At 48.7% G+C, this 25,969-nt stretch carries 25 protein-coding genes; 23 read left to right on the forward strand and 2 right to left on the reverse strand.

From position 1 onward, the window contains the following. The first annotated feature begins 8 nt into the window (after nucleotides 1-8). From F6I03_RS05265 to F6I03_RS05290, 6 genes are all read left to right on the forward strand, one after another. Nucleotides 9-710: a hypothetical protein gene (locus F6I03_RS05265; protein WP_070431349.1), complete on the forward strand. Its 702-nt coding sequence runs from the start codon at nucleotides 9-11 to the stop codon at nucleotides 708-710. 205 nt (nucleotides 711-915) lie between these two features. Next, nucleotides 916-2,922 carry a transketolase gene (tkt, locus tag F6I03_RS05270; protein ID WP_070431350.1) on the forward strand — a complete coding sequence of 669 codons (2,007 nt, stop codon included), beginning with the start codon at nucleotides 916-918 and terminating at the stop codon, nucleotides 2,920-2,922. Nucleotides 2,923-3,530: 608 nt separating this feature from the next. After that, complete coding sequence (locus F6I03_RS05275; protein WP_070430441.1) at nucleotides 3,531-4,523, forward strand: PTS sugar transporter subunit IIB; 993 nt, start codon at nucleotides 3,531-3,533, stop codon at nucleotides 4,521-4,523. A gap of 28 nt (nucleotides 4,524-4,551) precedes the next feature. Next, nucleotides 4,552-5,364, forward strand: a complete 813-nt coding sequence (locus F6I03_RS05280; protein ID WP_070430442.1) for a PTS mannose/fructose/sorbose transporter subunit IIC — start codon at nucleotides 4,552-4,554, stop codon at nucleotides 5,362-5,364. A 17-nt stretch (nucleotides 5,365-5,381) separates the two neighbouring features. Continuing rightward, nucleotides 5,382-6,293: a PTS system mannose/fructose/sorbose family transporter subunit IID gene (locus tag F6I03_RS05285; RefSeq protein WP_070430443.1), complete on the forward strand. Its 912-nt coding sequence runs from the start codon at nucleotides 5,382-5,384 to the stop codon at nucleotides 6,291-6,293. Between the two features lie 233 nt (nucleotides 6,294-6,526). Continuing rightward, complete coding sequence (locus F6I03_RS05290; RefSeq protein ID WP_070430444.1) at nucleotides 6,527-6,901, forward strand: DUF956 family protein; 375 nt, start codon at nucleotides 6,527-6,529, stop codon at nucleotides 6,899-6,901. 11 nt (nucleotides 6,902-6,912) lie between these two features. Here the strand turns inward: F6I03_RS05290 and manA are convergent, their stop codons facing one another. Further along, nucleotides 6,913-7,860: a mannose-6-phosphate isomerase, class I gene (manA, locus tag F6I03_RS05295; RefSeq protein WP_070430445.1), complete on the reverse strand. Its 948-nt coding sequence runs from the start codon at nucleotides 7,858-7,860 to the stop codon at nucleotides 6,913-6,915. A 107-nt stretch (nucleotides 7,861-7,967) separates the two neighbouring features. On the opposite strand from manA, the gene F6I03_RS05300 reads away from it, so the two are divergent. Then, nucleotides 7,968-8,732: a DeoR/GlpR family DNA-binding transcription regulator gene (locus F6I03_RS05300; RefSeq protein ID WP_070626106.1), complete on the forward strand. Its 765-nt coding sequence runs from the start codon at nucleotides 7,968-7,970 to the stop codon at nucleotides 8,730-8,732. A 73-nt stretch (nucleotides 8,733-8,805) separates the two neighbouring features. Here F6I03_RS05300 and F6I03_RS05305 read toward each other — a convergent pair whose 3' ends face one another. Further along, the gene (locus tag F6I03_RS05305) at nucleotides 8,806-9,588 is read right to left on the reverse strand and encodes an alpha/beta hydrolase (RefSeq protein WP_070430447.1); all 783 of its coding nucleotides are present in this window, start codon (nucleotides 9,586-9,588) and stop codon (nucleotides 8,806-8,808) included. A gap of 586 nt (nucleotides 9,589-10,174) precedes the next feature. Here F6I03_RS05305 and F6I03_RS05310 point away from each other — a divergent pair. The 16 genes from F6I03_RS05310 to F6I03_RS05380 all read left to right on the forward strand — a co-directional run bounded on the left by F6I03_RS05310 (nucleotide 10,175) and on the right by F6I03_RS05380 (nucleotide 25,941). Then, entirely contained in the window at nucleotides 10,175-10,492 is a 318-nt protein-coding gene (locus F6I03_RS05310; RefSeq protein ID WP_070430476.1) for a metal-sulfur cluster assembly factor, read from the forward strand. A 614-nt stretch (nucleotides 10,493-11,106) separates the two neighbouring features. Further along, complete coding sequence (locus F6I03_RS05315; protein WP_070430449.1) at nucleotides 11,107-12,615, forward strand: TIGR04282 family arsenosugar biosynthesis glycosyltransferase; 1,509 nt, start codon at nucleotides 11,107-11,109, stop codon at nucleotides 12,613-12,615. Between the two features lie 76 nt (nucleotides 12,616-12,691). Beyond that, a complete protein-coding gene (locus F6I03_RS05320) occupies nucleotides 12,692-13,111 on the forward strand; it encodes a glycine/sarcosine/betaine reductase selenoprotein B family protein (protein WP_070430450.1) in 420 nt (139 codons plus the stop codon). 114 nt (nucleotides 13,112-13,225) lie between these two features. Beyond that, complete coding sequence (locus F6I03_RS09775; RefSeq protein ID WP_168160461.1) at nucleotides 13,226-13,366, forward strand: hypothetical protein; 141 nt, start codon at nucleotides 13,226-13,228, stop codon at nucleotides 13,364-13,366. A 20-nt stretch (nucleotides 13,367-13,386) separates the two neighbouring features. Continuing rightward, nucleotides 13,387-14,148 carry a rhodanese-like domain-containing protein gene (locus tag F6I03_RS05325; RefSeq protein ID WP_070430451.1) on the forward strand — a complete coding sequence of 254 codons (762 nt, stop codon included), beginning with the start codon at nucleotides 13,387-13,389 and terminating at the stop codon, nucleotides 14,146-14,148. 78 nt (nucleotides 14,149-14,226) lie between these two features. Next, nucleotides 14,227-14,940, forward strand: coding sequence for a TVP38/TMEM64 family protein (locus tag F6I03_RS05330; protein WP_070430452.1), 714 nt, complete (start codon nucleotides 14,227-14,229; stop codon nucleotides 14,938-14,940). Between the two features lie 3 nt (nucleotides 14,941-14,943). Further along, entirely contained in the window at nucleotides 14,944-15,621 is a 678-nt protein-coding gene (locus F6I03_RS05335) for a TIGR04283 family arsenosugar biosynthesis glycosyltransferase (protein ID WP_070430453.1), read from the forward strand. Nucleotides 15,622-15,735: 114 nt separating this feature from the next. Continuing rightward, complete coding sequence (locus F6I03_RS05340; RefSeq protein ID WP_070430454.1) at nucleotides 15,736-16,782, forward strand: sulfurtransferase; 1,047 nt, start codon at nucleotides 15,736-15,738, stop codon at nucleotides 16,780-16,782. Between the two features lie 395 nt (nucleotides 16,783-17,177). After that, nucleotides 17,178-18,074, forward strand: a complete 897-nt coding sequence (locus F6I03_RS05345) for a nucleoside hydrolase (RefSeq protein WP_070430456.1) — start codon at nucleotides 17,178-17,180, stop codon at nucleotides 18,072-18,074. Between the two features lie 19 nt (nucleotides 18,075-18,093). After that, nucleotides 18,094-19,056 (forward strand): arsenosugar biosynthesis radical SAM (seleno)protein ArsS, encoded by a 963-nt coding sequence (gene arsS, locus F6I03_RS05350; protein WP_070430457.1) that lies wholly within the window; start codon nucleotides 18,094-18,096, stop codon nucleotides 19,054-19,056. 10 nt (nucleotides 19,057-19,066) lie between these two features. Continuing rightward, complete coding sequence (locus F6I03_RS05355; RefSeq protein ID WP_070430458.1) at nucleotides 19,067-19,945, forward strand: sulfurtransferase; 879 nt, start codon at nucleotides 19,067-19,069, stop codon at nucleotides 19,943-19,945. Between the two features lie 277 nt (nucleotides 19,946-20,222). After that, complete coding sequence (locus tag F6I03_RS05360; RefSeq protein WP_070430459.1) at nucleotides 20,223-21,266, forward strand: uroporphyrinogen decarboxylase family protein; 1,044 nt, start codon at nucleotides 20,223-20,225, stop codon at nucleotides 21,264-21,266. A 21-nt stretch (nucleotides 21,267-21,287) separates the two neighbouring features. Further along, nucleotides 21,288-22,178, forward strand: coding sequence for an ROK family protein (locus tag F6I03_RS05365; protein WP_070430460.1), 891 nt, complete (start codon nucleotides 21,288-21,290; stop codon nucleotides 22,176-22,178). Nucleotides 22,179-22,191: 13 nt separating this feature from the next. Continuing rightward, nucleotides 22,192-22,845: an HAD family hydrolase gene (locus tag F6I03_RS05370; RefSeq protein WP_070430461.1), complete on the forward strand. Its 654-nt coding sequence runs from the start codon at nucleotides 22,192-22,194 to the stop codon at nucleotides 22,843-22,845. A 15-nt stretch (nucleotides 22,846-22,860) separates the two neighbouring features. Next, nucleotides 22,861-24,552 carry a DUF4091 domain-containing protein gene (locus F6I03_RS05375; RefSeq protein ID WP_070430462.1) on the forward strand — a complete coding sequence of 564 codons (1,692 nt, stop codon included), beginning with the start codon at nucleotides 22,861-22,863 and terminating at the stop codon, nucleotides 24,550-24,552. Between the two features lie 69 nt (nucleotides 24,553-24,621). Continuing rightward, entirely contained in the window at nucleotides 24,622-25,941 is a 1,320-nt protein-coding gene (locus tag F6I03_RS05380) for an ABC transporter substrate-binding protein (protein ID WP_070430463.1), read from the forward strand. Nucleotides 25,942-25,969 lie beyond the last annotated feature (28 nt).

Consider the following 25,969-nt stretch of genomic DNA (forward strand, 5'->3'; position numbering starts at 1 on the left):
GTGCTCATATGGCAGAAAATAAGAGAAAAATAGAATCTGATGCCCAATATAGCCGGGAGATTAATCGTTTGGGCCGGATAACAAGTATCATTGCCCTCATGGGGATGTTCATGGTCCCCCTGGGAACAGCTTACTGGCTAGGGGTAGGGCTTGACTTTGGCAAGGCCTTGGCTGCAGCTTCTGGTCTGATTGCCATCTTCCTTCCAACAGCGGTGGTTGAGAATATCTCCTTCTATCCTATCTTGGGAGCTGGGGCCATGTATCTCAGCTCCATTACTGGGAACATTACGAATTTGAAGATTCCAGTTACGGTTGCTGGCCAAAAGATTGCCGGTGTGGAACCGGGGACGGATAAGGGTAATGTGATTGCCATTATCTGTGTGGGGATTTCTTCCATTGTGACTATTATTATCTTGGTCTTAGGGGCCTTCCTAATCGGGTCCTGGCTCGTTCCCATCCTCAACCATCCCTTCCTGAAGCCAGGCTTTGACCAAATCATCCCAGCGCTTTATGGTGCGATTACAGTGCCACAGATCCTCAACCATAAGAAGTTATCGGTCGCTCCAATCTTATTTGCAGTCGGTCTCTTCTTAATCTTAGGGCCCCAGGGCTTTGCCCAATACCAGTCCTATATTTTGATTTCTTGTATGTTGGTTTCGGTAGCTACCGCTTACTTTATGTACAAGAAGGGTCACTTAAGTGAATACTAGGCCTAGTTAACAGGCTATTTTGATCAAGACTTGATAAATTTAGAGGCTCTTCTCCTTTTGGGAGAGGAGCTTTTTTGCATATTTCTGTGAAGTCAATGAAATTTTAATTTAAACATTGCATATCCCGGGCGCTTCTAGGATAATAGGAGTGACAGATTGCAACCGGGTCCAAGGACCTAGAAATAATAATTTAGAGGTGAAGTAATTGTTCGATAAAGTTGATGAGCTCGGAGTGAATACGATTCGTACCCTCAGCATGGACATGATTGAGAAGGCTAATTCTGGCCACCCTGGTTTGCCGATGGGGGCAGCGCCAATGGCTTACGTGCTCTGGACCAAACACTTAAAAGTGAATCCAAAAACGTCAACAAACTGGGTTGACCGCGACCGTTTCATTCTTTCGGCAGGTCACGGGTCAGCTATGCTTTATTCGCTCTTGCACTTGGCAGGTTATGATGTGACGGTTGATGACCTTAAGGCTTTCCGCCAATGGGAGAGTCGGACGCCTGGTCACCCTGAAGTGAACCATACCGATGGGGTTGAAGCAACCACTGGCCCGCTCGGTCAAGGGATTGGGATGGCAGTGGGTATGGCTATGGCCGAAGCCCACTTAGCAGCCCGCTATAACCAGGAAGACCATCAGGTTGTGGACCATTATACCTATGCCCTTTGTGGGGACGGGGACCTTATGGAGGGCATCTCCCAAGAAGCTGCTTCCTTAGCTGGTCACCTGGGCCTCGGCAAGTTAGTGGTGCTCTATGATTCGAACGATATTTCCTTGGACGGCCCGACCTCTAAGGCCTTCACAGAAAATGTCCAACAACGCTTTAAAGCGAACAATTGGCATTATCTCCGGGTAGAAGATGGCAATGACCTGGAAGCAATTGACCAAGCCATTAAAGAGGCCAAGGCCCACACCGACCAACCAAGTCTGATTGAAGTGAAGACCGTGATTGGTTATGGCGCACCTAATGCCGGTAGTTCAGCAGTCCACGGGGCTCCACTGGGTAAGGAAGGCATCTTGGCAGCTAAGGCCATCTACCAATGGGAGAATGATGATTTCTTCGTTCCAGAAGAAGTTAAAGCGCGTTTCCAAAGCGAAATGGTGGAAGCTGGTGCCCAGGCTGAAGCTGCTTGGGAAGAAGCCTTCGAAGCTTACCGCCAAGCCTATCCCGACTTAGCCCGAGACTTCAAGCTCGGCTTCAGCCAGGACTTGCCAAGTGACTGGGCAGAAGACTTGCCGGTCTATGCTAGCGACAGCAAGTTAGCCTCCCGTCAATCGAGCCATGAAGTCCTCCAGGTGCTTTCAGAGAAATTACCTTATCTCTGGGGTGGGGCAGCTGACCTGGCTTCTTCCAATAAGACCATGGTCAGTGCAGAAGAAGACTTTACCCCGGATAACTACGCCGGACGTAATATCTGGTTTGGCGTTCGTGAATTTGCTATGGCAGCGGCTATGAATGGGATTCAACTCCACGGCGGGTCCAAGGTTTATGGCGGGACCTTCTTCTCCTTCGTTGACTACTTGCGCCCAGCTCTCCGCTTGGCAGCCATCCAAGGCACAGCCCCTGTCTTCGTGATGACCCACGATTCCGTAGCGGTCGGGGAAGATGGGCCAACCCATGAGCCAATCGAACAATTAGCCAGCATCCGGTCCATTCCGAATGTTCAAGTTATCCGCCCAGCTGATGCCAATGAAACCGTCGCTGCTTGGAAGCAAGCTGTTGAAACCCAGGACAAGCCAACCGTGCTCGTCCTCAGCCGCCAAGGCCTCCCAAGCCTGGAAAATACAGTCCAAGCGCCAATCGATAAGGGGGCCTATATCGTTTCCCCTGCCCAAGCTGACCATGCAGAAGCGGATGGCCTGATCCTAGCGACTGGGTCAGAAGTGGCCTTGGCGATTGAAGCCCAAGCTAAGCTAGCAGAAGCTGACTTAGACGTTGCTGTAGTTTCTATGCCAAGCTGGGATTGCTTTGAAGCCCAAGATGAAGCTTATAAAGAAAGTATCCTCCCAAGCCAAGTGACCGCCCGACTGGCTGTCGAAATGAGTGCTTCTTTCGGTTGGGAACGCTATGTTGGCAGCCAAGGCGATAGCCTAACCATTGACCAATTTGGTTTCTCTGCACCTGGTGACCTGATCCAAGAGCAATTAGGCTTCACTGCTGACAATGTGGCAGCTAAGATGCGCCAGGTTATTGACAATCAAAAATAAATGATTCTGCCTGCTCGAGGGCGGAACTTACAATAAGAATAAGCTTTGAAATTTTTTAGGAGAGTGTGACAAAAGTCGGTTAGCCCTGAATCTGCTAACGCATACTATATCTGTAACTCGCTTCGCTTCGAACAGCTATAGCAACTGTCCGCGAATTATGGAAGAACCTTGTCAAAGGATCTTCCATAATTCGTAGTTGGGTTCACAAAGGCAAAAAGGGAGTGACTTCAGCAAAGTGGAACGATCGGCTAAAGCCGCTCTTATCCTCTTTGCCTCCAGTCATCCCTTTTTGGACGCCTTTGCTCACACCCTGTACGAAGTGGATGTCAGGGCTGACTTTTGGAACACGTTTTTAAAGAATAGTTCGTATTCTATATAGAAGCCGGGACTTTTGTCCCAGCTTCTTTTTAAATGGTATTTTTTGACGGAAGTTTTGTCTCTCCCCGGTCTGGTGGAGTTTCTTTCTTTTGACCTGGAATCGATTTACGAAACGATAGAAAACGAAAGCGATTTAACCTTGAAAGGAAAGTTTAAAAAGGTTATAATAAATTGGTAATCGTTTTCATTGATAGATTAAATTTATACAGAATGAACAAGGAGGTATTGGAATGGTTGGAATTATCCTCGCTAGTCATGGTGAGTTTGCGAATGGCATTTTGCAATCGGGGGCTATGATTTTTGGCGACCAGGAAGATGTGGCAGCAGTCACCCTGCTCCCTTCGGAAGGGCCGGACGATGTGCGGGCCAAGATGGAAGAAGCCATTGCATCTTTTTCAGATCCTGACCAGGTATTGTTTTTGGTTGACTTGTGGGGTGGGACGCCCTTCAACCAGGCAAGTAATTTATTCGAAGGACATGAAGATAGCTGGGCCATTGTGTCGGGTATGAACCTGCCCATGGTGATTGAGGCCTATGCGTCACGCTTCTCTATGACGACTGCCCAAGAGATTGCGGGTCATATCCTAGATACAGCCAAGGACGGGGTTAAGCCCCTACCCGAGGGCCTGGCTAAGGAAGGCTCAGAGGCAGAGGAAGCAGGTGAAGAAGCAGCTCCGGCAAGCAATGGTCAAGTAGGAAGCCCCGGCCAGATGGATATTGTCCTGGCGCGGATCGACTCCCGCCTCTTGCACGGCCAGGTTGCAACGGGCTGGACCCGGGCGACACATCCCACGCGAATTATTGTGGTATCGGATGCTGTGGCCCAAGATGACTTGCGGACCCAATTGATTAAGCAAGCGGCGCCGTCGGGTGTTAAGGCCCATGTGATTCCGATTGACCAGATGATCAAGATCGGCAAGGACCAAGAACACTTCGGTAAGGAACGGGCCCTCTTACTCTTTGAAAATCCTCAAGATGTCTTGCGGGTTGTAGAAGGTGGTGTCCCACTGGAAGAGGTTAATGTGGGCTCCATGGCCCACACCAAGGGCAAGGTCCAACCTAATAAGGTCTTGGCCTTCAGCCAGGAAGATATTGACACCTTCAAAGCTTTGAAAGATAAAGGCCTGCGCTTCGATGTGCGCAAGGTACCTGCTGACCAAGCTGATAACATGGACAGTATCTTGCAACAAGCACAGAAGGAAATTGACAAACAGAATGCATAAAATAAATGCTTAAGGAGGGAACATTCTCATGGATTTGAATATTATCCAAATTATTTTGATTATCTTTATTGCCTTCTTAGCTGGAACCGAGGGGATCTTGGATGCCTGGCACTTTCACCAACCGGTGATTGCCTGTACCTTGATTGGACTCGTTAGTGGCCAGCTAGGACCCTGCCTGATGCTGGGCGGATCTTTACAGATGATTGCTTTAGGTTGGGCGAATATTGGGGCGGCCGTTGCTCCGGATGCTGCCTTAGCCGCCGTTGCTTCAGCTATTATTTTAGTTTTAGGGGGGCAAGGCCAGGCGGGAATCGGTTCAGCCATTGCCTTGGCTGTTCCGCTAGCCGTAGCGGGTCTGCTCCTTACCATCATTTGCCGGACCCTAGCAACAGGGATCGTCCATATTATGGATGGGGCGGCAGCTGAAGGGAATATTCGCAAGGTTGAGCTCTGGCATGTGATTGCGATTATCATGCAGGGGGTTCGGATTGCGATTCCTGCCGCTTTGATCCTAGCGATTGGGGCGGGTCCCGTACGCGAACTCCTCTTAGCCATGCCTGACTGGTTGACAGAAGGGCTTTCCATCGGTGGGGGCATGGTGGTTGCTGTAGGCTATGCTATGGTTATCAACATGATGGCGACTCGCGAAGTTTGGCCTTTCTTTGCCATTGGCTTCGTCCTTGCGACCATCCAAGAGCTCACCTTGATCGGCCTCGGGGCAATTGGTATCGCCTTGGCTTTACTCTATCTCCAACTCTCCAAGATGGGCGGGTCAGGCAATGGACAGTCTGGTCCTAAACATACCGGGGACCCTGTTGGCGACTTGATTGATGACTATTAAAGAAAGGAGAATTCGTAATGGCAGAAGGCGTTAAACTATCGAAACGTGACCGTATCTCCGTCTGGCTACGGTCCACCTATCTCCAAGGTTCTTGGAACTATGAACGGATGCAGAATGGTGGCTGGGTCTTCTCAATGATTCCAGCTATTCGCAAACTCTATAAGACGAAGGATGACCAGGCCAAGGCTTTGCAGCGGCATTTGGAATTCTTTAATACCCACCCCTATGTGGCTTCACCTATTCTAGGTGTTACCCTAGCTCTGGAAGAGGAACGTGCGAATGGGGCACCCGTAGATGATGTGGCCATCCAAGGGGTTAAAGTGGGGATGATGGGTCCTCTAGCAGGAATCGGCGACCCTGTTTTTTGGTTCACCGTGAAACCAATTGTAGGGGCCCTAGCCGCTTCTCTAGCGATGGGGGGCAATATTCTCGGCCCAATTATTTATTTTGTGGCATGGAATGTTATCCGTTTGGGCTTCATGTGGTATACCCAAGAATTTGGCTATAAGGCCGGGTCGCGGATTACCGAAGACTTGTCGGGTGGTCTGCTCCAAGATATTACCAAGGGGGCTTCTATTCTGGGGATGTTTATCCTTGGCTCCTTAGTTAACCGTTGGGTGGCAATCTCCTTTACCCCGGTGGTATCAGAGGTTCCTCTCGACCAAGGGGCTTATATTGAATGGGATAAACTCCCTGCCGGTGCAGAAGGAATTAAGGTCGCCCTCCAACAACAGGCCCAGGGCTTATCTTTAGAACCGACTAAAGTAACGACCCTCCAAGATAACTTGGATAGCCTGATTCCTGGGCTGGCTGGTCTCTTATTGACCCTCTTCTGTATGTGGTTATTGAACAAGAAGGTCTCACCTATTGTGATTATTCTGGGCCTCTTCGTAGCGGGGGTTATCCTCCATGTGATCGGTCTTATGTAGTGAATAAATAGTTTGAAAGTTAGCCCTGGCATCCACTTGAGCAACTGGAGAGTATAATAAAAGTCACTTAACCTTGAATCAGTTATAGTAACTGTCTGCGAACAATGGAAGAAGCTTGCTAAAGGCTCTTCTATTATTCGTGGACTGACTATCAGGGCTGACTTTTGAAGACTTCCTGCTTTGTTCGAGTGTCCCAGGGCTTTCTTCGTTTGATTGATAGGAAAGGAGTCGCTATGGTACAGTCTTTAAACCAAGAGGTCGTTTACGTGACCAAGGCAACATCATTTTTAGGGATGGCGGATTATGGTAAAATTCTCTTAGGGAATGCGGCCTTTGAATTCTATGATGACCGCAATCCGGCTAACTTTATCCAGATTCCCTGGGAGGAAATTGACTATGTAGTGGTCTCCATCCTCTTCTCAGGCCGTTGGATTCCGCGTTTCGCCATCCAAACACAAAAAGCCGGTAGCTTCAGCTTCGCAGCTAAAGATACCAAGGCTTTGTTGCGTCAGGTCCGTCACTATGTGCCAGCTGACCGCATTGTCCGCTCGCTTTCTTTCTTTGAAGTGGTCAAGCGGGCCCTGCTGTCTTGGCGGAAGAAGCCTTAGTTCTCCTAAGGCTAAGGATGGGAACAGATGAGCTGGGCTTGGCCCTGGAGCTTGACGCTCTGGATGGCATGGGGGATGATAAAGGACTGGCCGGCTGTGAGGGCATAAGATTTCCCTGCTGCCTCAATTTGGGCTTGGCCCTGGATGAGGCTGACTAGGCTGTAGGGATGGGTCTGGGTGTCTACCTGGAGCTCGCCATCGACCTGCCAGAGGTAGACGGTAAAATGCGGGTTAGCCCAAAGCTCAGTAATTTGGCCGCCTGCCTGCTTATCTGTCTGGGTCTGGGCTTGGGTCTCCCGGCTTGGAAACTGGGTCACAGCGGCGGCTTGGTCTAGGTGGAGTTGCCGCTTCTTGCCGTCTTTATCCTTGCGGTCGTAGTCGTAGACCCGGTAGGTGGTGTCGGAACTCTGCTGGGTTTCGAGGATGAGCGCCCCGCCTCCAATGGCATGGATGGTTCCAGCCGGGACGGGGAAGAAGTCGCCTGCTTGGATGGGACGACGCTTGAGCAAGTGGTCCCACTGGCCTTGGTCAGCCAGCTGCAGGAATTCTTCTCGGCTCTGTGCCCGGTGGCCATAAACAATCTCTGTGCCCTCCTCAGCCGCAATGACATACCAACATTCCGTCTTGCCGGCTTCGCCTTCATGGGTCCAAGCGTAGTTGTCGTCTGGATGGACTTGGACAGAGAGGTCCTCTTTGGCGTCGAGAATCTTCACCAAGAGGGGGAATTGACTGTCGTCTGGCTGGCCAAAGAGCTCCGGTTGGTCTTGGTAGAGTTCAGCTAGGGTCATCCCAGCATAGGCTTGAGGAGAAGTGACCCGCGAAGGGCCGTGGGGGTGTCCAGAGATGATCCAGGCTTCTCCCGTGTGGTCAGACTTGAGCGGAAACTGGTAGATATCTTTTAATTTATGCCCGCCCCAGATTTTTTCCTGGAGGTAGGCTTCGAGAAATATGAGGTCCATGCGAAGACTCCTTTCATAGGCTTGTGTCTCCTATTATACGTGCTTTAAGGAAGGATTGAAAGTGAGTCTAGCTTGCTTGGAAAAAGATTAAAGAAGGGGGAAGAAGAGTGAAGAGACAAGATGCGATTGTGGAGTGGGTGAGTCAGAAGCGTAAGGTCTCTGTTAATGAACTGGCCGACCACTTCCAGGTTTCTAAGGTCACCATTCGTAAAGACTTGGATCGTTTAGAAGAGCGGGGAATCCTGAGCCGCCAGCACGGCTATGCGGTAGTCAGCAGCAGTGCGGATATGAATTACCGCTTGGCTGTCAACTATGACGTGAAGCACCGGATTGCCAAAAGGGCGGCGGAGACCATCCAGGATGGGGATACTGTGATGATTGAATCGGGGGGGACCTGTGCTCTTCTAGCGGAAATCCTTGCCTTTGAAAAGCGGGATATCACCATTATTACCAATTCAACCTTTATTGCTTCCTTTGTGCACAAATCCTCCAGCGTTAAGTTGATTCTCTTAGGTGGGGAATACCAGAAGGACTCCCAGGTTTGTGTCGGGCCCTTCCTGCGTGAAATCGCCTCTTATTTTCAGGTCCACCACTTCTTTATGGGGATGGATGGCTTTGACCCCAAGAAGGGCTTTACGGGGGTGGATGTGGCTCGGATCGATGCTGCCCGAACTCTGGCAGAATCGGCCCAAGAAATCAATGTCTTGATGGATTCGTCTAAATTTACCAACCCCCAAGGCATCCTGCAATTTCGCTTGGCTGAAGTTGACCGGGTCTATACGGACAGCGGGATTCCGGCAAACATCGCCCAGGCTCTCGACCAAGCAGGATTGGAAGTTGTCCAGGTAGCTGCTGAAGCAGATGAAGCTTAAGCGAAGAGCGCCTCGTTCGAAGGAAGGAGGCGCTCTTTTTTAGTGGTTCTTGATTTTATTTTAGGCTGAGCGCTTACTTAGATAAGCCCGGGAGCCAGTCGAGGACGTCTTGGATATGTTCGTCCCAGTAGTCCCAACCGTGACCTCCTTCCCCTTCTTGGAAAGTGAGCTGGAGCTGGTCTTGGTAGCGGGTCTTAAAGTCATGGTTCTGTTCAATGAGCGCATCTTCCTTGCCGCAAGTGAGGAAGACTTGGGGCAGGTCAATGTCTGCTTGGAGGGCTTGGTCCACCAAGTGGTAAATGTCTTTGTCGGTATCTTTAGGGTCTTGTCCGCCAAAGAGCAGATCAAATTCAAAAGGAGATTTTGGATCAGGACCGTCTTGGTAGCGGGCAGAAATATCTGTAACACCCGATAAGGAAGCTACATAGCCATATTGTTCGGGATAAGTGAAGGCTGCCTTGAGCGCTCCATAGCCGCCCATGGAAGCTCCGGCAATAAAGGTATCTTCCCGCTTGCTGGACACAGGGAGCAAGTTTTGGATATAAGCCGGCAGCTCCAAACTGATAAAATCACTGTAGGCATAGGCCTTGGCCGTATTCATATAGAAGCCGCGGTGGGTGGTAGGCATTACAATAACCAGGTCCAAGTCGCGGGCATAGCGTTCGAGTGAAGTGAAGCGTAACCAGCCATCTTCGTTACTGGACAGGCCATGTAAGAGGTAGAGGACACGGTAAGGGGGTCGGCGTTTCTGACGGATTGCGTCGGGAGTACGCTCACAGTTCTGGGGGACGAGGATATTGAGATGCATATCCATCCGTAGGGTATCGGAATAGAAAGTTGCGTGTAATCGAGTCATATCATTTCCTCCTTGCTTTGTTCTAAGTTTATTATAACAAAAGTCGCCAGGCCAGTCTGGCCAGCTGTTTTCTATCATTTTCAGCTTGCTAAATGAATTAAATTATTGTATATTGTTAATAGTATCACTAAATAAATGAGTGGGGGTATTTACATGGTTAAGCTATGAGTACAGTTAAATGACGCTAGTTTAGCAAACATTTGTAAATGCGCCTATTTAATGAGTTTTAGTGCTAGGATTTAAGCGGACGGGGTTTTTTATGCCTATTTTTAACCTGGTCAGTGCTTGCCTAGAAGAGAGGACTCCTATCAATTAAGCGCTCGCATTTGTTTGCGGCGCTTTTTTGCTCTTTTAGCTTGAAAAAATCGCCGGACACGCGTAGACTATCTACTTAGTGAAAGCAGAATTGGAGGCGATTCCTTTGACCATCGATAAAGACAAACTAGAAATGGGGAATAAAGAGGCCCTCCCCCTCTCAATTAAGGAAGAGATTGAAGAGCAATTGGCCCAGAACCAGGACTGGAATGAGAATTATGCGGCCGCCACAAATTCCCAAAGTTTCTCGGATCCTCATCAATTTACCGAACTGAGCTTGCGGGATCCAGAACTTTATGAAGAGGTGATTGCAGCCTGTCAGGAAGTGATTGATCCCGAATTAGGCATCGATATCTATAATTTAGGTTTAATTTATGACCTCTTGTATGATGGTCAGGGGCATCTGTGGGTACGGATGACCCTCACCATGCCAGGTTGTCCCTTAGCTGACGTGATCTTCCAGACGCTGATGGATGCCCTAAGAGAGCTTCCGGTGATTCAAGATGTGAAAGTTGAATTAGTTTGGCAGCCGGTTTGGAGTCCCGAACGTTTGACCCGCTATGCCCGGATTGCTTTAGGTCTAAGATAACTAAGGCTTTAAGCTGAGAACTCTAGTCGCCAGTTCCATTCAGTAAAGAACTCGCCTAGCAGGTATTTGATTACTACCATCACAAATAAATAGACCGTTTTAGGAAGATAAAAAGTTTTTCTCCAACTTTGATAGTCGATTTCCTTGCGCTTCCTACGTGCTAGTCTGTTCTTTACTGAAAGAGTTGGCGACTGCGCCAGGGCCCTCATGATGGATCCCCCCCATTACCGATCCATATGAGGGCTTTTCTTATTTCTTGCTGATGAATAAAAAAGTTAAAAATAAAGGGTCAGATGAGTTGAGTTTTTCATGTGATTATGGTAACGTTTGAATGAATACATTAGAGAGGGGGCATTTATCATGTATCTAAGGTGAATCCATAATAGGAATACTGAGAAAGTATACGATAAATGCTGCATTCTTTCTAATGGGGATATTGTGAGCTTGCTTGTGGGGCATAGCGGCTAGGCTTAGTGTTTTATTTGCTATGCGAAGAGGCTTCGTCGCCGCATCATTCAACAAATTACCGGCGGGGTATCCATTATTCAAAGAGTTGTTGGCATTTATTGTCAGCAACTTTTTTGCTTATATGGATTGCTTTATATACAAAAGTTATGAAAAAACTACTCATTATTATGACCCGTTTACCGCTAAAAGGCGAGACGAAGAGTCGTTTGGCTGATTTTTTGGATCCTGAACATATTCAAAGGCTCAGTCTCTTTCTTTTAGAAGAGAATTATCGCCGGGCCAAGGCTAGTCAAGCAGACCTTTGTTTCTGGGTAACAGCCAAGCAAGCGGGCTATCAACTCGATGACTTTTTAGACCTTGACCAGGAGCCCGTTTTCTGGCAGGAAGGCGGGGATTTGGGCTTGCGTATGTCTCAGGCTATCCAGGCAGCTTTCGACCAGGGCTATGACCAAGTCGGGCTTATGGGAAGTGACCTGTATGATTTGACCACTGAAGCGATTAACCAGGCTTTTACTTACCTAGACTCTTGTGACTTAGTCTTAGCGCCGAGCCAGGACGGAGGCTATGGCTTGATTGCGATGTCTGATTTCTATCCAGATTTGTTTGATTTGGCGGCTTATGGCCAGCCATCTGTCTTAGCAGCTACCCTGTCCCAAGCAGAAAAACAGGACCTAGATTATAAGTTGTTGGATCCCATCAGAGATATTGATGACAAGGAAGATATTGCAGTGGTGCTGACAGGTGATTCGGAGGCGAAATTCCTTGCCCAAGGGGAATATAATGCGAATTTTATTTTCGACCAGGAGACCAAACTCTTGCGGATTGCCTTGGGTTCTCAGCTCCACCTCGACCAACAGATTCAATATGAGTACGGGGCATTGAAGGCACTCGAAAACAGTGGTGTCACGCCTAAGGCACTCAGCCTCTGTGACTACCATCCCTTACTTGGAGCGGGTTATTTAGTTGAAGAGTTCCTACCTGGCCGTCAATTAGATTACAGCCAGGATAGTCTCCTAGCGGCCGCCTTATTGGCTCAGATTCACAAACAGGATCCCAAGCCGGCCAGCCATTTAATTTATGCTGGCCAGCCTTTTGCGGTAATGTTTGAAGAATTTGAAAGCATGTTCGCTCATTACCGGGCTTGGTCGGGGCGCTCAGAGGATGTAGTCAGTCGGATCCAGAAGCTGTTAGACCAGTTGAAAGCCTATGACCATACGGCCCCCTTGGCCAATCCTTGTATCATTAATACGGAATTGAATGCATCGAACTTCTTGATTAATCCTCAAGGACAATCTTATGTGATTGATTGGGAGAAGCCCTTGATCGGTGAGCGTGAGCAGGACCTAGGCCATTTCTTGGCTCCTACGACAACGCTATGGAAGACGGATTATCTCTACGATGACCAAGCCCTAGAAGACTTTATCCAGGCTTATGATGCCCATTCCGATATAGGGGTTGACCGGGCGAAATTGGACCAATATTTAGTCTTTACTTGCTTGAGGGGCTTGACTTGGTGTGCCATGGCCTATGTTCAATATAATGAAGCAGGGAAATTGGCCCGTGATGAGGATACTTATCGTGTGATCTCACGCTTCCTAAGCCCCGACTTTATCCAGATGATCGAAGCTTATATTGCAAAGCGGCTAGCAAGCTAAAGAGAGGAGGATTCTTATCGTTAAAAAAAATCGTCGAAGCCTAAAAGAAGTTGTCATTAGTCGGGTGGCCCAGCATATGGTGGTTACGATTAATTCGGCTCCTCCAATTGCGCACATGGATAAGGACCTGACCGAGGCCAGGGTAGCCTTCATTACGACAGCGGGGATTCGCCTGAAGTCAGACCCAGCTTTTGAAACAAAGAAGGGAGACCCGAGCTTCCGTCTGATCCCGGGAGATGTGGATTATGCAGATTTGACCGTCAACCATGACCATTACGATACCAAGGATGCCTTAGAAGATATTAACTTGGTTTTCCCTTTGGATATTCTGCGGCAATTCGCAAATGAAGGCAGAATTGGCCAAGTGGCGCCTCGTCATTTTGGTCTAATGGGCTATATTCCCCAGGTTAAAAAATTAATGAATAAAACCGCTCCGGCTATTGCCGACCAATTAGTGGCCGACCAGGTGGACATTGCCCTGCTGTCTCCAGGCTGATATATTTGCCACCAGTCCGTGGGGCTGATACAAAGAGAAATTGAAAGCCGGGGCATACGCACGGCTTCTATGATGCACCTGCCCAATGTCGCTGAGAAGGCTCGTCCACCGCGTATGCTAGAAACGCCTTTTGCTTTGGGCCACAGCTTCGCCGGTCAAGCTTTTGACCTCGAGACAGAGCGCTTGGGTGTTCAGGAACTCTTAGATTTTGCCGTTAATGGCGGCGCTGAAGAATTAAAACAATGGAAAATATAAGAAATAAAGGAGAATAACTGATGTCAAAGAAATTATTATTATTAAGTTTAACCGCTCTTACTTCACTGTCACTCGCTGCTTGTGCCGATAATGCGAATTCTTCTGCTGGCGGGTCAAATGATGCGCAAACAGAAGCCAGCGCTGACCAAGCGGCAGAAATTCAAAGTATTTCAGGTGAAGACCTAGATAAGGCCTTGGCAGATGACAAGAAGAAGGAAGATTATCTGGTCATTGATGTCCGCCCAGAAGATGAATATAAGGAAGGCCATGTGAAGTGGGCCATCAATATTCCAGTCGATGAACTCGAAAATAATCTCGACCGCCTCGCCAACTATAAGAAAGAAAATGTTGTAACGATCTGTAACACCGGTCAAAAGAGCCAAGAAGGCGCAGAAATTTTGGCTAAGAATGGCTTCCAAGAAGTTTATAACGCAGATGGGGTCAAAGACCATGATTATTCGACGATGACCCAAGTCGGCTATGTCTTAGGCGATAAATTCCAAGAGATGGTCGATAACAATGATGGAGAGTATTATGTCATTGATGCCCGTAAAGCTAAAGACTATGATAAAGGCCATGTCAAAGGGGCAGTCAATATTGAAGTCGACGACTTAGAGGCTAAAAAAGATGATATTCCAAAAGATAAAACAATCTTGACTTATTGCTATTCAGGCAACAAGTCCAATACGATCGCCCAAGCATTGACAGATGAAGGCTACAATACCATTAATGCCACAGAAGGCACTAAAGAATGGGATGGCTTCGACCTCTCAGAGAAATAGAGCCTAAGTTTAATGTTGGGTAGGAGGGAGACCCAAAATATTTTGGGCTCCCTCGTTTTTAGTCAAGGGAGGCGTCTTATGACGAAAGTACAATCTGAAGCCTCAAAGAAACGCTGGCTTCTATTAGGGATTCTTGTCGTTTGTTTGGCCATCTACCTCTTAGTTCCTAGTGTCCGAGACTGGATCAACCAAGTCTTTAAGATGTTTGGCACAGGGAATTTTGAGGAAGTAAGAAAATTCATTGATTCATATGGAGGCTATGCAGCAGCCATTTCCTTCTTTTTAATGGTATTGACAGCAGTGATTGCACCGCTGCCAGCCTTCTTAATTACGGTAACCAATGCGAATTTATTCGGCTGGTGGCAAGGAGCTATCCTTTCTTGGTCTAGTGCCATGGTAGGGGCAGCCCTTTGCTTCTATATTGCCCGCATCTTGGGTCGGGATGTTGTGATTCGCTTTACGACCAAGCGCGGCTTAGAGAGTATTGAGAATTTCTTCGACCGCTATGGGATGCAGACAATCCTTGTCGCTCGACTCTTGCCCTTTATGTCTTTTGACATTGTCTCTTATGCTGCAGGGCTTACTTCTATGGGCTTTTGGGGATATTTTATTGCAACAGGGATTGGCCAATTGCCGGCTACTCTAATTTATTCCTATGTCGGCGGCATGCTGACGGGTGGCGCTCAGAAACTCGTTACGGGCCTTCTTATTCTTTTTGCCTTGAGTGTTTTAATTGGGCTTTTCCGCCGTATTTATACCGACCGCAAGAATAAAAAAAAGGCTCTTAATTAGCTCATGATTAGTATTATTATCCCTGTCTTTAATGAGCGTGACCAACTTGCTCAGCTTTTTGATCATTTGGGCGTTTTTAGCCAGGACATTCCCCATGACTTTCTCTTCGTCGATGGTGGGAGCCAGGATGGAACGCCCAATCTGATTCGGGCAGCAGGTTATCCGGTCCTCATGTCCAAGCCCGGTCGGGGCCAGCAACTCCATGCCGGAGCTCTGGCTAGTCAGGGAGAGATTTTATTCTTCCTACATGCAGATTCTTTCTTTAAAGCTTGTCCTCTAAAGGAGGTCCAAACTAACTGCCAAGCAGCCCCTTTTGCCGCCTTCCCCTTGAGCTTTACGACAAAGGACTGGCGGATGCGTTTGATTGCAGCGGGGTCCAATTGGCGGTTGCGCTACCGTCATATTGCCTTCGGGGACCAAGGCATGCACATGCGCCGCGATTTCTACCAGGACCTAGGAGGTTTCCGGCCTTATCCTTTAATGGAAGATTATGATTTGTCTATTCGGGCTAAGGTAGCTGGCGCCCACTGCCGGGTGGCAGGGCAGAAGATTTATACCTCCGCTCGGCGCTTTGAGGCCAACGGTTATCTGAAGACTTTAGTTAAGATGCAGAGAGCCCAGGCTTTATTCCGGAAGGGAGTATCAATTGAAGACATCCAAAGATTTTATCGGCAACAATAGCTTATGATCCTGCCTCGGCCGGTGCGAGACTTTAGAGCCTAAATTAAGGCATTAGCTAGGGATATAGTGATGAATCGAATTAATTATTATTTGAAGAGGAAAGAGGAGATACGGATGCATTGGACGAAAAAGATTCTACTAGTAGCTGGACTGGCAAGCTTTCTTTTGGGGGCCTGCCAAGGGCAAAATTCGACGGCAAAGGACTCAGACCAACCAGCTCCACCTTCAAGTGAAGAGACCCACCTGGTCCAAGCAGGGCAGACCAAGCCAGATGATATCTTTGTGGATGCAGCTTGGGCCAAAGACCAGATAGATCAGGACCAGACCGTGAAGGTTTTAGAAGCGGGCTATGGGGATGCAGCCTATAAAAAGGGCCACCTGCCTGGCGCTCAGCTCATGGACACGATGGCGATTGAGACAGAAGAAAGCGATTGGAATCTTCTAGCAGATGATGACTTGGTAAAAGCTTTTCTTGCTAAGGGTGTGACCAAGGATACGCCGCTCTTTGTTTATGGTGAGGATGTTAACGCGGCTTCCCGTGTAGCCTTTGCCGCTTATTATCTCGGTGTGGAGGATGTGCACATTATTGATGGGGGCAAAGCAGCCTGGGAGAAGGCCGGCTTTGAATTGACTGAGGAGACACCCCAAGTCGCTGCAGCGGAAGATTTTGGCGGGAACTATCCGGGCCGGCCAGAAGTTTACCTGAAGACGTCAGATGACTTGCTAGCAGCTCAGGCGTCCCAACCAGACTTAGTGGTTGCTTCCGTGCGTTCCTGGCCCGAGTTTATTGGGGAAACATCCGGTTATGACTATATTGACAAGGCAGGTGAAATCAAGGGAGCAGTCTGGGCCAAGGCTAGTGAAACAGCAGCTGACGTCAACTATCTGACCAATGAAGACGGTACGATCCGCGATCCGCAAGCGGTATTTGCGGATTGGGAAGAATGGGGCATCAGTAAGGACAAGCCAGTTACTTTCTATTGCGGTACAGGTTGGCGCAATACTACGGCTTTCTTTGTGGCCAAGCAAGCCGGTTGGGATGACATTTCTGTCCAAGATGGGGGCTGGTATGAATGGAACCTGAACCACCAAAAAGATGCCAGCAAGTATCCTGTGCAGTTGGGCGATCCACGTGGAAATGATGTGGAAATTCTTGATTAAGTCAAGGCCTATCCAGCTCATCATCGTAAGCTTACGCTGCCTACAAGTTCTCGCTATCTTTTTGATGACCCAGGTCCGTCCCTTCTATGCTAATCACTTGAATTTCATGCGATCGGTACTCTACCGCTCAAAGCAAGCCGAAGCTTACCATGGCTTTTGGACTTGGGTGCTCCCTAGCCTGTGCCTTATAGCTGTCGTTATGCTCTTGCTTCGCTACAAAGAGCGGTCAGCCTACGGGGCACTGGTACTGACTTTAGCCTTTAGCTTCTATAGCTTGTTTTGGGGGTTTGACCGCCTGGACACCTATTATCTTTACTATCTACTTTTCCTTGCTCTCAGCCTCCTTCAAGTGCTTATTGCGGGGATAAAAGCTAGGCATGGAAAGGAGTTGCCCAATGAAGGTAGCCATTGACTTTGATAATACTTTTTTTACGGCTAATCGCGATGTAGATGATGGCATGGCCTTGCTCTACTTGCTAGCTTGCCCGGAAGTGGAGCTCTTAGCTGTGACATCGACTTTCGGTAATAAGGGGATTGAACTGGTTGACCGCGATACCCAGCGGCTCTTAGAGACCCTCCAGCTTGACCTGCCCTATGCTAAGGGCGGCCAGGCTTGTGGGGATTATCTGAATCCGGCGAGTCAGCTGTTAGCTGATTTGGCCGACCAACATGCCGGTGACTTGTACCTCCTAGCGACAGGGTCTCTGACCAATCTCATGGGGGCTTCACTAGTGAACCCGCATTTCTTTGACCAGTTGAAGGGAATTGCCTTGATGGGCGGAACGACTGCACCTTTGAACTTTGCTAAGCAGGAGATGCTCGAATTGAATTTCTCTTGTGATCCCCAGGCGGCTTACCAAGTCTTAACTAAAGGGCAGAATGTCCGCGTCATGACAGGCAATCATTGCTTGGACCTGCTTTTCACCCAGGATCAGTATGAAGCGGCTTTTGCCCAAGCTGAGGGCCCGCTTGTTCAACTGATTAAGAAATATTCAGAACCCTGGTTCCGGGATAATGACTTGGAGTATGGCATTAAGGGCTTTTATAACTGGGATAGCCTGGCTGCCGCCTGCCTGGTCCATCCAGAATACTTTAGCTTAGACCAAGCGGAATATTGGCTAAGTGTTGAGGGCTTATCCCGGGGCCGTCTCCATTGCCCCAGTCAAGATCCCACCCAGTATGTGGCAACTAAGCCCTATCAACGTCGCTTGATCACAACACCGAGAATTAGTCGGCCAGAAGAGCTGAAAGACCACCTCTATCAGACCTGGCTATCATTAGATAATAAGTAAAGAATGAAAGGAGCAAGTCATGACAACTGATTTTATTGACCGTATTGAACCAGAATACCGGCGGACCTCAGAGATTACCACCTTGCAAGTAAATATTGGTAAGGTGTGTAACCTGCGCTGCCGCCACTGTCACGTGATGCGCGATTCGAAGAATGAAATGATGTCACCAGAAATTATGGACGCTTGTATCGAATTCCTCAAGGCCCATGATGAAATAAAGACCTTGGATATTACAGGTGGGGAGCCTACCATGCACCCAGGTTTTACCTATCTGGCAGAAAAAGGGGCCCCCTATGTTGACGAGGTCATCGTTCGAACCAATGGCACCTTTTTAAATAAAAGAATGCGCGCCTTTTACCAAAAATACCCTGTGACGATTTTTATTTCGATGCCTTGCTATACGGAAGACAATGTGGATATCGTCCGTGGGAGCGGGGTCTTCAAGAAGTTGACTAAGGTTCTCCAAGAGCTGAACTCCTATGGTTATGGCATTGACAAGGACCGCCCTTTGAACTTAGTCCATAACCCACTTGGCGCGACCTTGCCACCCGGACAAAACGCTCTAGCCGTCGACTACCGCAACCATCTGGGCCAGTATGGCATTGAATTTACCAATCTCTATACGATCACCAACCTTCCCATGGGCTACTTCGAAGATTTTCTTAATGATATGGACTATTATGATGAGTATATGGATATCCTTCGTAATGCCTTCAACCCCGTGACGGTGCCCAATTTGATGTGCCGGTCGCAGTTGTCGGTGGGTTATGACGGTCAGCTCTATGATTGTGACTTCCACCAAATGGCCAACCTGCCTATCAGCACGGGAGACACCATTACGGATGTGATTGATAAGGATGACCTTGGACGGGAGATTCTCTTCCGCGACTACTGTTATGGCTGTACCGCTGGCTTCGGATCCTCTTGTGGGGGCGAATTAACAACGGAATGTCCGGCCCAAGTGGCCTTAGCTGAAGCTTAGGAGGTTATTGATGAAAAATATCGTATCAACTGAAGAATTAGCCAGTCAACTCGGCGATCCAAAGCTCGTTTTGGTGGACGCCACGGTTTTCTTTAATGATCCTGAGGGGGAGTTTTTGCGTTCGGGTAAGGACCAATATGCGACCAAACACCTGCCAGGCGCGGTCTTCTATGACCAATTGGCAGAGGCAGCGAGTCATGAACCGATCCCCTTTCAGCCCACTGGCCATGAGCGTTTCTTGAGCAATATGGAAGACTTAGGGATTAATGCGGATAGTCAGGTCGTCATCTATGATTCGGGCGCCCAAGTCGGCGCAGATTTTACGGCGAATATGTGGGCGGCGCGCTTAGCCTGGCAGTTAGCTTATGAGGGCTTTCCTGAGGATCAAATTGCTATCCTTGAGGGGGGCTTGGATAAATGGGCGAGCGAAGGCCGTCCCCTAACGGCAGAAATTCCTGAGCCTAGTCGAGGCCAGTTAAACTTTAGCCGTCGAGAAGAGCTGCTCGCTGATCTTGCGGAAGTGGAGGCAGCCGTTGATGATCCGAGTGTTGTCCTTTTAGATAGCCTGCCCAAGGCCCAATATGATGGGGACTTTGCGGGCTTCGGTGACGACAGAGTGGGACACATTCCATCCGCAATCAATGTCTTCTTCGGATCTTTATCTGATCCTGAGACAGGGGCCCTTCTACCTGAAAAAGACTTGCGTCAGATCTTTGCAGACTTGGGCGTGCTCGATCCCAATAAGCGCGTCATTACCTATTGCGGCTTTGGGATCGCAGCTTGCTGGCTAGCTGCTGTCCTAAAGTATTTAGGCCAAGACCAGCTAGCTATGTATGATGGCTCTTTGATGGAATGGGCAACCCAAACAGATAATGAATTAGAAGTATAACTTGGACCAATCTGGAGTTTATCTGCTCCGGATTGATTAGATTCTTCAACTTATTTCGGAGAGGCTAGCGTGCGCTTAGTGAGATTCAGTATTTTTTAAGGTGTAATTTATACCAGCTGTTTCCTATCGTGAAAGAATGATCAAGGGGACAAGGCTTCCCTTGCGCATTTATTCACCAAGTGCGATATCGCTTGATTAAAGACAGCTTTTTTGATGTTAGCCTTTGTGAAAATATGCTATGATAAGGTATCAGTACAAGAAGGTAGGCGTTTTCAAAATGGACCAAATGACAGCAGTTGAAAGATATAAAGCCATCCAGGCGGGTCAGCCAATTGATCGGGCCCCAGTCATTCTCTATGACAATCTCATTGCGGCTAAATTAGTCGGTATGACTTACCAGGAATCAGAGGCTTCGGCAGAAGCTTTAGCCAAAAAGATGCTGGCTTCTTACCAACGATTTGGTCATGATGCGGTTTCTTTGATCTACTCGACGAAGAATTTCACCCGGCTCCTAGGGACAGAAGTTAAGCTGGCAGAGAATGCGCCGGCTTCAGTCAGCCGCTATGCCTTGACGCAAGTGTCTGATATGGACCAGTTGGACTTTCAAGCGGTCAATCGAGAGACGGATAAGGGTCGGCAGAAGGTGTATGAGGCAGTTCAAATGATCCAAGAAGAGACAGAGGGGCAGGTCTTCTGCCGAATTCATATGCCTGCTCCTTTTACAGCGGCGGCTGGACTCCTGGCGCCTGAGCAGCTCTTGCGCGCAACCCGTAAGGAGAAGGCGGCAGTCCATGAGCTTTTAGACCGTGTGACAGGCCTGCTCAAAGAGATTGTTGCTGACTTCTCAAAACTTGACCATATCTATATTTCCCTCTCGGATCCGGTAGCATCTGGCAGCCTAATCAGCCCTAGAATCTACCGGGAATTCGCTAAAGAAGCGACCAAGGACTTGGTGGCTGATATTCATGCCCATAACTTGCATGTTGCCCTCCATATTTGCGGGCAGACACAAAAAATTCTAGAGGATATCGCCGAAATTGGCGTGGATGCCTTCAGTTTGGACCAGGTAGTTGATCTGCAGCAAGCTAAGGATAGTGTTGGAGGTCGCCTGCTTCTCCAAGGCAATATTGCCCCCGTGGATGAATTCTGGCATGGAAGTCCAGAATCAATCAGTCATGCGGTCCAAGCCGCTTACGAGCTGATGGGCTGTGATCCTAAAGAATTCATCCTAGCCCCAGGCTGTGACCTGCCGCTCGAGACTCCCCTTGAGAATGTGGACGCTTATATGGCCGCTGCTAGACGTTTTAGTGTTGTGAACTAGAAGTAAAGGAAGTGATGCTTTGTGGCTAAAGAGACTAGTTATCGGATTGGCGTTGATGTCGGTGGCAGCAAGGTCTCAGCTGCCCTTGTGACCGACCAACTAGAGATTGTGGAGAAGCGGAGTACAGCGACCCCGCAAGAGGATGGTGAAGCCTTGTTTCATGTGGTCAAAGAACTAATTACAGACTTGATGGCTGTGGCCCAACCCCTAGGTGTGCGTGGGATTGGGCTAGGCATTCCAGGTAAGGTGGACCGGGAAGCGGGCATTGCGCGCTATCAGATGATGATTCCTTGGCCCAACTTTCCTATTGTAGACCGCTTGCAAGCCTATTTCTCTTGCCCCATTGTAATCGATAATGACGTTGCCGTTGCTGCCTTGGCGGAATACCAGGAGCGAAGCGTGCGAGAGGAAGCGGTCTTCTCCTATGTGACCGTTTCAACGGGCATTTCTTCCCAGAATTTTGTTCAGGGGCACTTAGTTCGCGGGCAAGGTTTTGCAGGCGAGCTAGCACTTGTTCCAGTGGATTACCGCAAGCCCGATCAGCTGGTCCAACATTTTGCTTCAGGGACAGCTATCCAGGAGCGGGGACAAGACCTATTGGCTAACCCTCAGCTGACGACCCAGGATATCTTTGACCGTGCCAAGTCTGGCCAGGCTGAAGCACAGCGTTTGATTGAGGAGGGCGCCCAGGTTCTTGCCTGGTCGCTTTACCAGCTCATTTGCTTCTTTGACCCGGATGAAATTGTCTTGGGAGGGTCAGTTATTATCGAGCAGCCCTATTATCTACAAGCCACAAAAACCGCTTTGAAAGCCATGCTCTTTAGCGACCAAGAGCATGTTTTAGACCATATCCGGGCTAGCCATTTAGGCAAGGATAATGGCCTTTTAGGGGCAGCTGCCTTGGTCGATTAGGAGGGGATTGGATATGCTGAATCAAAAGACACACCTATTCTTTGATATGGATGGCTTATTAATTGATACAGAACGCCTCTACTATGAGACACGTCGGGAGACCCTTTCGGAATTTGGTTATGCTTATACGCAAGCTGACCATATGGCCTTTGCTGGACGGGGTTGGCGCTATACCTTAGCTAGACTCCAGGATTGGGCTGGCCCAGACCAAGGGCAAGTTATGTTTGACCAGGCTTTGGAGCGTTTTAGGACAGCTGTCTTAGCCGGAAAGCTCCAACTGAAGCCGGGTGTGCGTCAAGTCTTGGACTTTGCTCAGGCAGTTGGTTTGTCTAGCTATGTGACGTCCGCCTCTACCCGCTATAATGTTCTTACCATGACAGAGCAAACCGGGATTCGCTCCTATTTCACCGCCTATTTGTGTGGAGAGGATATTGAACGCTCTAAACCTTACCCCGACCTCTATCTGGAAGCGCTCCGCCGGTCCGGAGTGGAAGCTGACCGTGTCCTTGTTTTAGAAGATTCGCCGTCCGGTTTGACTTCAGCGGTGGGGGCGGGGCTTGATACGGTCCTTGTTCCCGACTTGGTGAGACCCAGCCAAGACATGCAAGACCAAGCCGTCCTCAGTCTGGACCGTCTGGATGACCTCATCCCTTATCTAAAAAACTAAAGAAAGGAACTTGTTATGACCTTACAATTTTTTGCACCGACTATTCGTCAGTTTGGCAACCAGGCGCTCGCTGAAGAGCCTTTGGAGGATCTCTTTTTGCTCAAAGAAGAGCCCGGGGCCGTGCAAGTCGCCCTGACGCTTGACCAGAAGACCTGGCTTACCCTTAACCAAAATATGGCCTTGCCCTGGAAGGGGCTCGACCAGCTCTACCGCCTCAGCTTAGACTTGCCGGAAGGACTGGAAGGTCGCCTGAGTTTTGAAGAGGCCGTGCTGGATGATGATGGCCAGTATAAGAAAGATCGGATTCTCCATGAAGAAGGCCGCTTCTTAGAGCGGGGCACCCATTGTTTCTGGGTCGACCTCAAAGGTTTGGCTGCAGGGACTTACCACTTGGGTGTGACGCTTTCCTTGCGCCAGGGTTTTGAGGATGAGCGGGTCTTGCTATCGGCCCAGCTTCCGGTTGAGGTGTCTGACTTTGCCTATCCTAAAGAAGAAGCTTTCTTTCTAGACTTGTGGCAGCATTTGAGTGCCTTGGCGCGTTACTATGCAGTTCCCTTATGGTCAGATGATCACTTTAATTTAATTGCTAACTATATGAAGCCCCTGGCTGAAGCAGGTCAAAAAGTCTGCGACTTGGTGATTTCTGACTATGCTTGGGCGGGACAAGCTTGCTATCAAGTGCCGGATAATCCGAGCAGCCTCTTTGAATATAATATTGTGGGGCTGAGCCGGCAAGCTGGCGAGTTGAAGGCTGATTTTACAGCTATGGACCGTTATCTCGACCTTTGCTTAGACTATGGGATGGCTGATGAAATTAACCTCTTTGGGATTCTTGGCAATTGGGACGCCTATTCCTTTGGCAGCCCTCTGGAAGACTATGAGGATCCGATCCGCGTCCGGGTATATGATGAAGAGACAGGCCTATCGAGCTATCTGCGAACGAAGGCAGACTTAGCGACTTACTTAAGCCTGGTCTTTGACCACTTGCAGGAGCGTGGTCTCTGGGACCGGGTGAAGGTGATTTCTGATGAGCCGAATGATCCGGAACGCTTCAGGGGCTTTGAGGACTTCTTATCGAGCTGTTCGAAAGAAGCCATTGATTTCAAGCATGCCTGCCTCCACAGTGAATTCTTGGAGGCCTATGAGGGGGACTTCGAGAGCAATTCGGTTATCTCGTCTATTTTGATTGATAAGATGGATGACAGCCATTCTAAAGTTTGGTCCCGACGCCATCAGATGACCTGGTATTCTTGCTGCTTCCCACAAAACCTCAATGTCTTTGTACGCAGTCCGCTCATGGAATCGCGCTTAGTGGGCTACTTGACTTATGCTTTCGGAACCAAGGGCTTCCTCCGCTGGAATTATTGTCTGTGGACGGAAGATCCTGATAAAGATATTACTTATAAGACCTACAAGTGGGCGGCAGGAGACATGTTCTTCGTCTATCCTGGGGCAAATGGCCGCCCTGAGTATAGCTTGCGCTGGAAGCAGCTTGTCTTTGGTTTACAGGATTATCGTTTCTTTAAGGCGATCGCCAGAGAAGTGGGTGAGGATAAGGTCCAAGCCCAGGTCCAACGTCTGACAGGGGACATCCGTCAGATGACCTATGATGCGGCGAGCGATCGTATTGATGCCCAGTATATTGATGATTTCAACCTCCTACAGACGATTAAGCGGGATTGCTTGGCCCTCTTGGAGATGAAATAAAAAGGCTCACAGAAGTTTCTTCCTAAGCCATTTGTTACTTGTTGCACAGACTAGAATGGAGGATATCCCATGAAAAAATCAGTAAAAACTTTATTGTCATCGACCCTAATTCTCGGCTTTTTGGCGGGTTGTTCGAATGCGGGAATGGGGACGAGTGAGTCTAGCGAATCGGAGACCGATACAGCCGAACAAACGGAACAAACAGCAACCGAGGATGGCAAGAAAGAAAAACAAGAAATCTCATTCATGATCCCAGAATATGGGCAACCGAGTGAAGAGATGCTCAAGCAATTTGAAGATGAGACGGGGATTAAGGTGAATGTCATGCCAACCAGCTGGGATGATATTCGAGATAAGATTTCAACGGCTGCGGTAGGTAAAAAGGCAGCGGCTGATGTCTTTGAAGTCGATTGGTCCTGGGTGGGCGAATTCAAAAGTGCAGGCTGGTTAGAGCCCCTGGAATTGGATGAAGCCACGATCAAAGATATACCTTCCTTACAGACGTTTAAAGTAGGAAAGGACTACTATGCGGTGCCTTACTCCAATGAATACCGGATGGCTTACTATAACAGCAAGCAGTATGAAGAAGCGGGTCTGAGCCAGGCTCCAGGAACTTGGCAAGAAGTGATCCAAAATGCGGAACGGATCAAGGACCAAAAAGTGGTCAAACACCCTGTGGCTTTGCCGATGGCAGCAGATGAGAATACGACCACCTCTTTCTTGACCATTAACTATGCGCTGACTGGCGAAGTTTTTAACAAGGATAATACCTTAAACCGTGACAATGCCCTGGCTACTTTGGAAGTCATGGATGAGCTCAATCAGAAAGAGTTAGTTGATCCAGCCTATCGGACAACTAATGAAGGCAAGTATGACCTGATTAAGAAGGGAGAAGCTTCTTATGCGGTGGCCCCATCCTTCTACGCTATTCGGGTAGACTCTGAGAAGGATTCTGCTGTGCAAGGTCAAGTCGAAGTTGTTCCTCTTCCGGGTAAGGACGGCCCTTCTGACCGTACCGTTTCCTTTGTCGAAGCTGTTGGGGTATCGCCTTTCAGTGAACACCCAGAAGCAGCGAAAAAATTTGTGGAATGGTACACTTCTGAAGAAACGCAAAAAGAACTTTTCAAAGAAGTTGAAATCTTACCAACCCGCCAATCAGCCCTCCAAGCGGTAGTGTCAGACGGACAGATTCGTGAATCAGAAGAGATGCTCCAACTTGCAGATATGGTAGGGTCTCCTTTCCCTAATGGGGTTCCTAAGTACTATACTGAAATGAGTACGGAAATCTTCAACACCATTAGCGAAATGGCCAATGGTAAGTTAAGTCCTGAACAGGCTGCAGATCAAATGACTGAGAAAGTCAATGCGATAGTTGAAGCCAATAAATAAAAGATAAGCTTGTGAATTAAAAAGGGGT

Source organism: Aerococcus sanguinicola, assembly GCF_008726925.1.
GTDB lineage: Bacteria > Bacillota > Bacilli > Lactobacillales > Aerococcaceae > Aerococcus.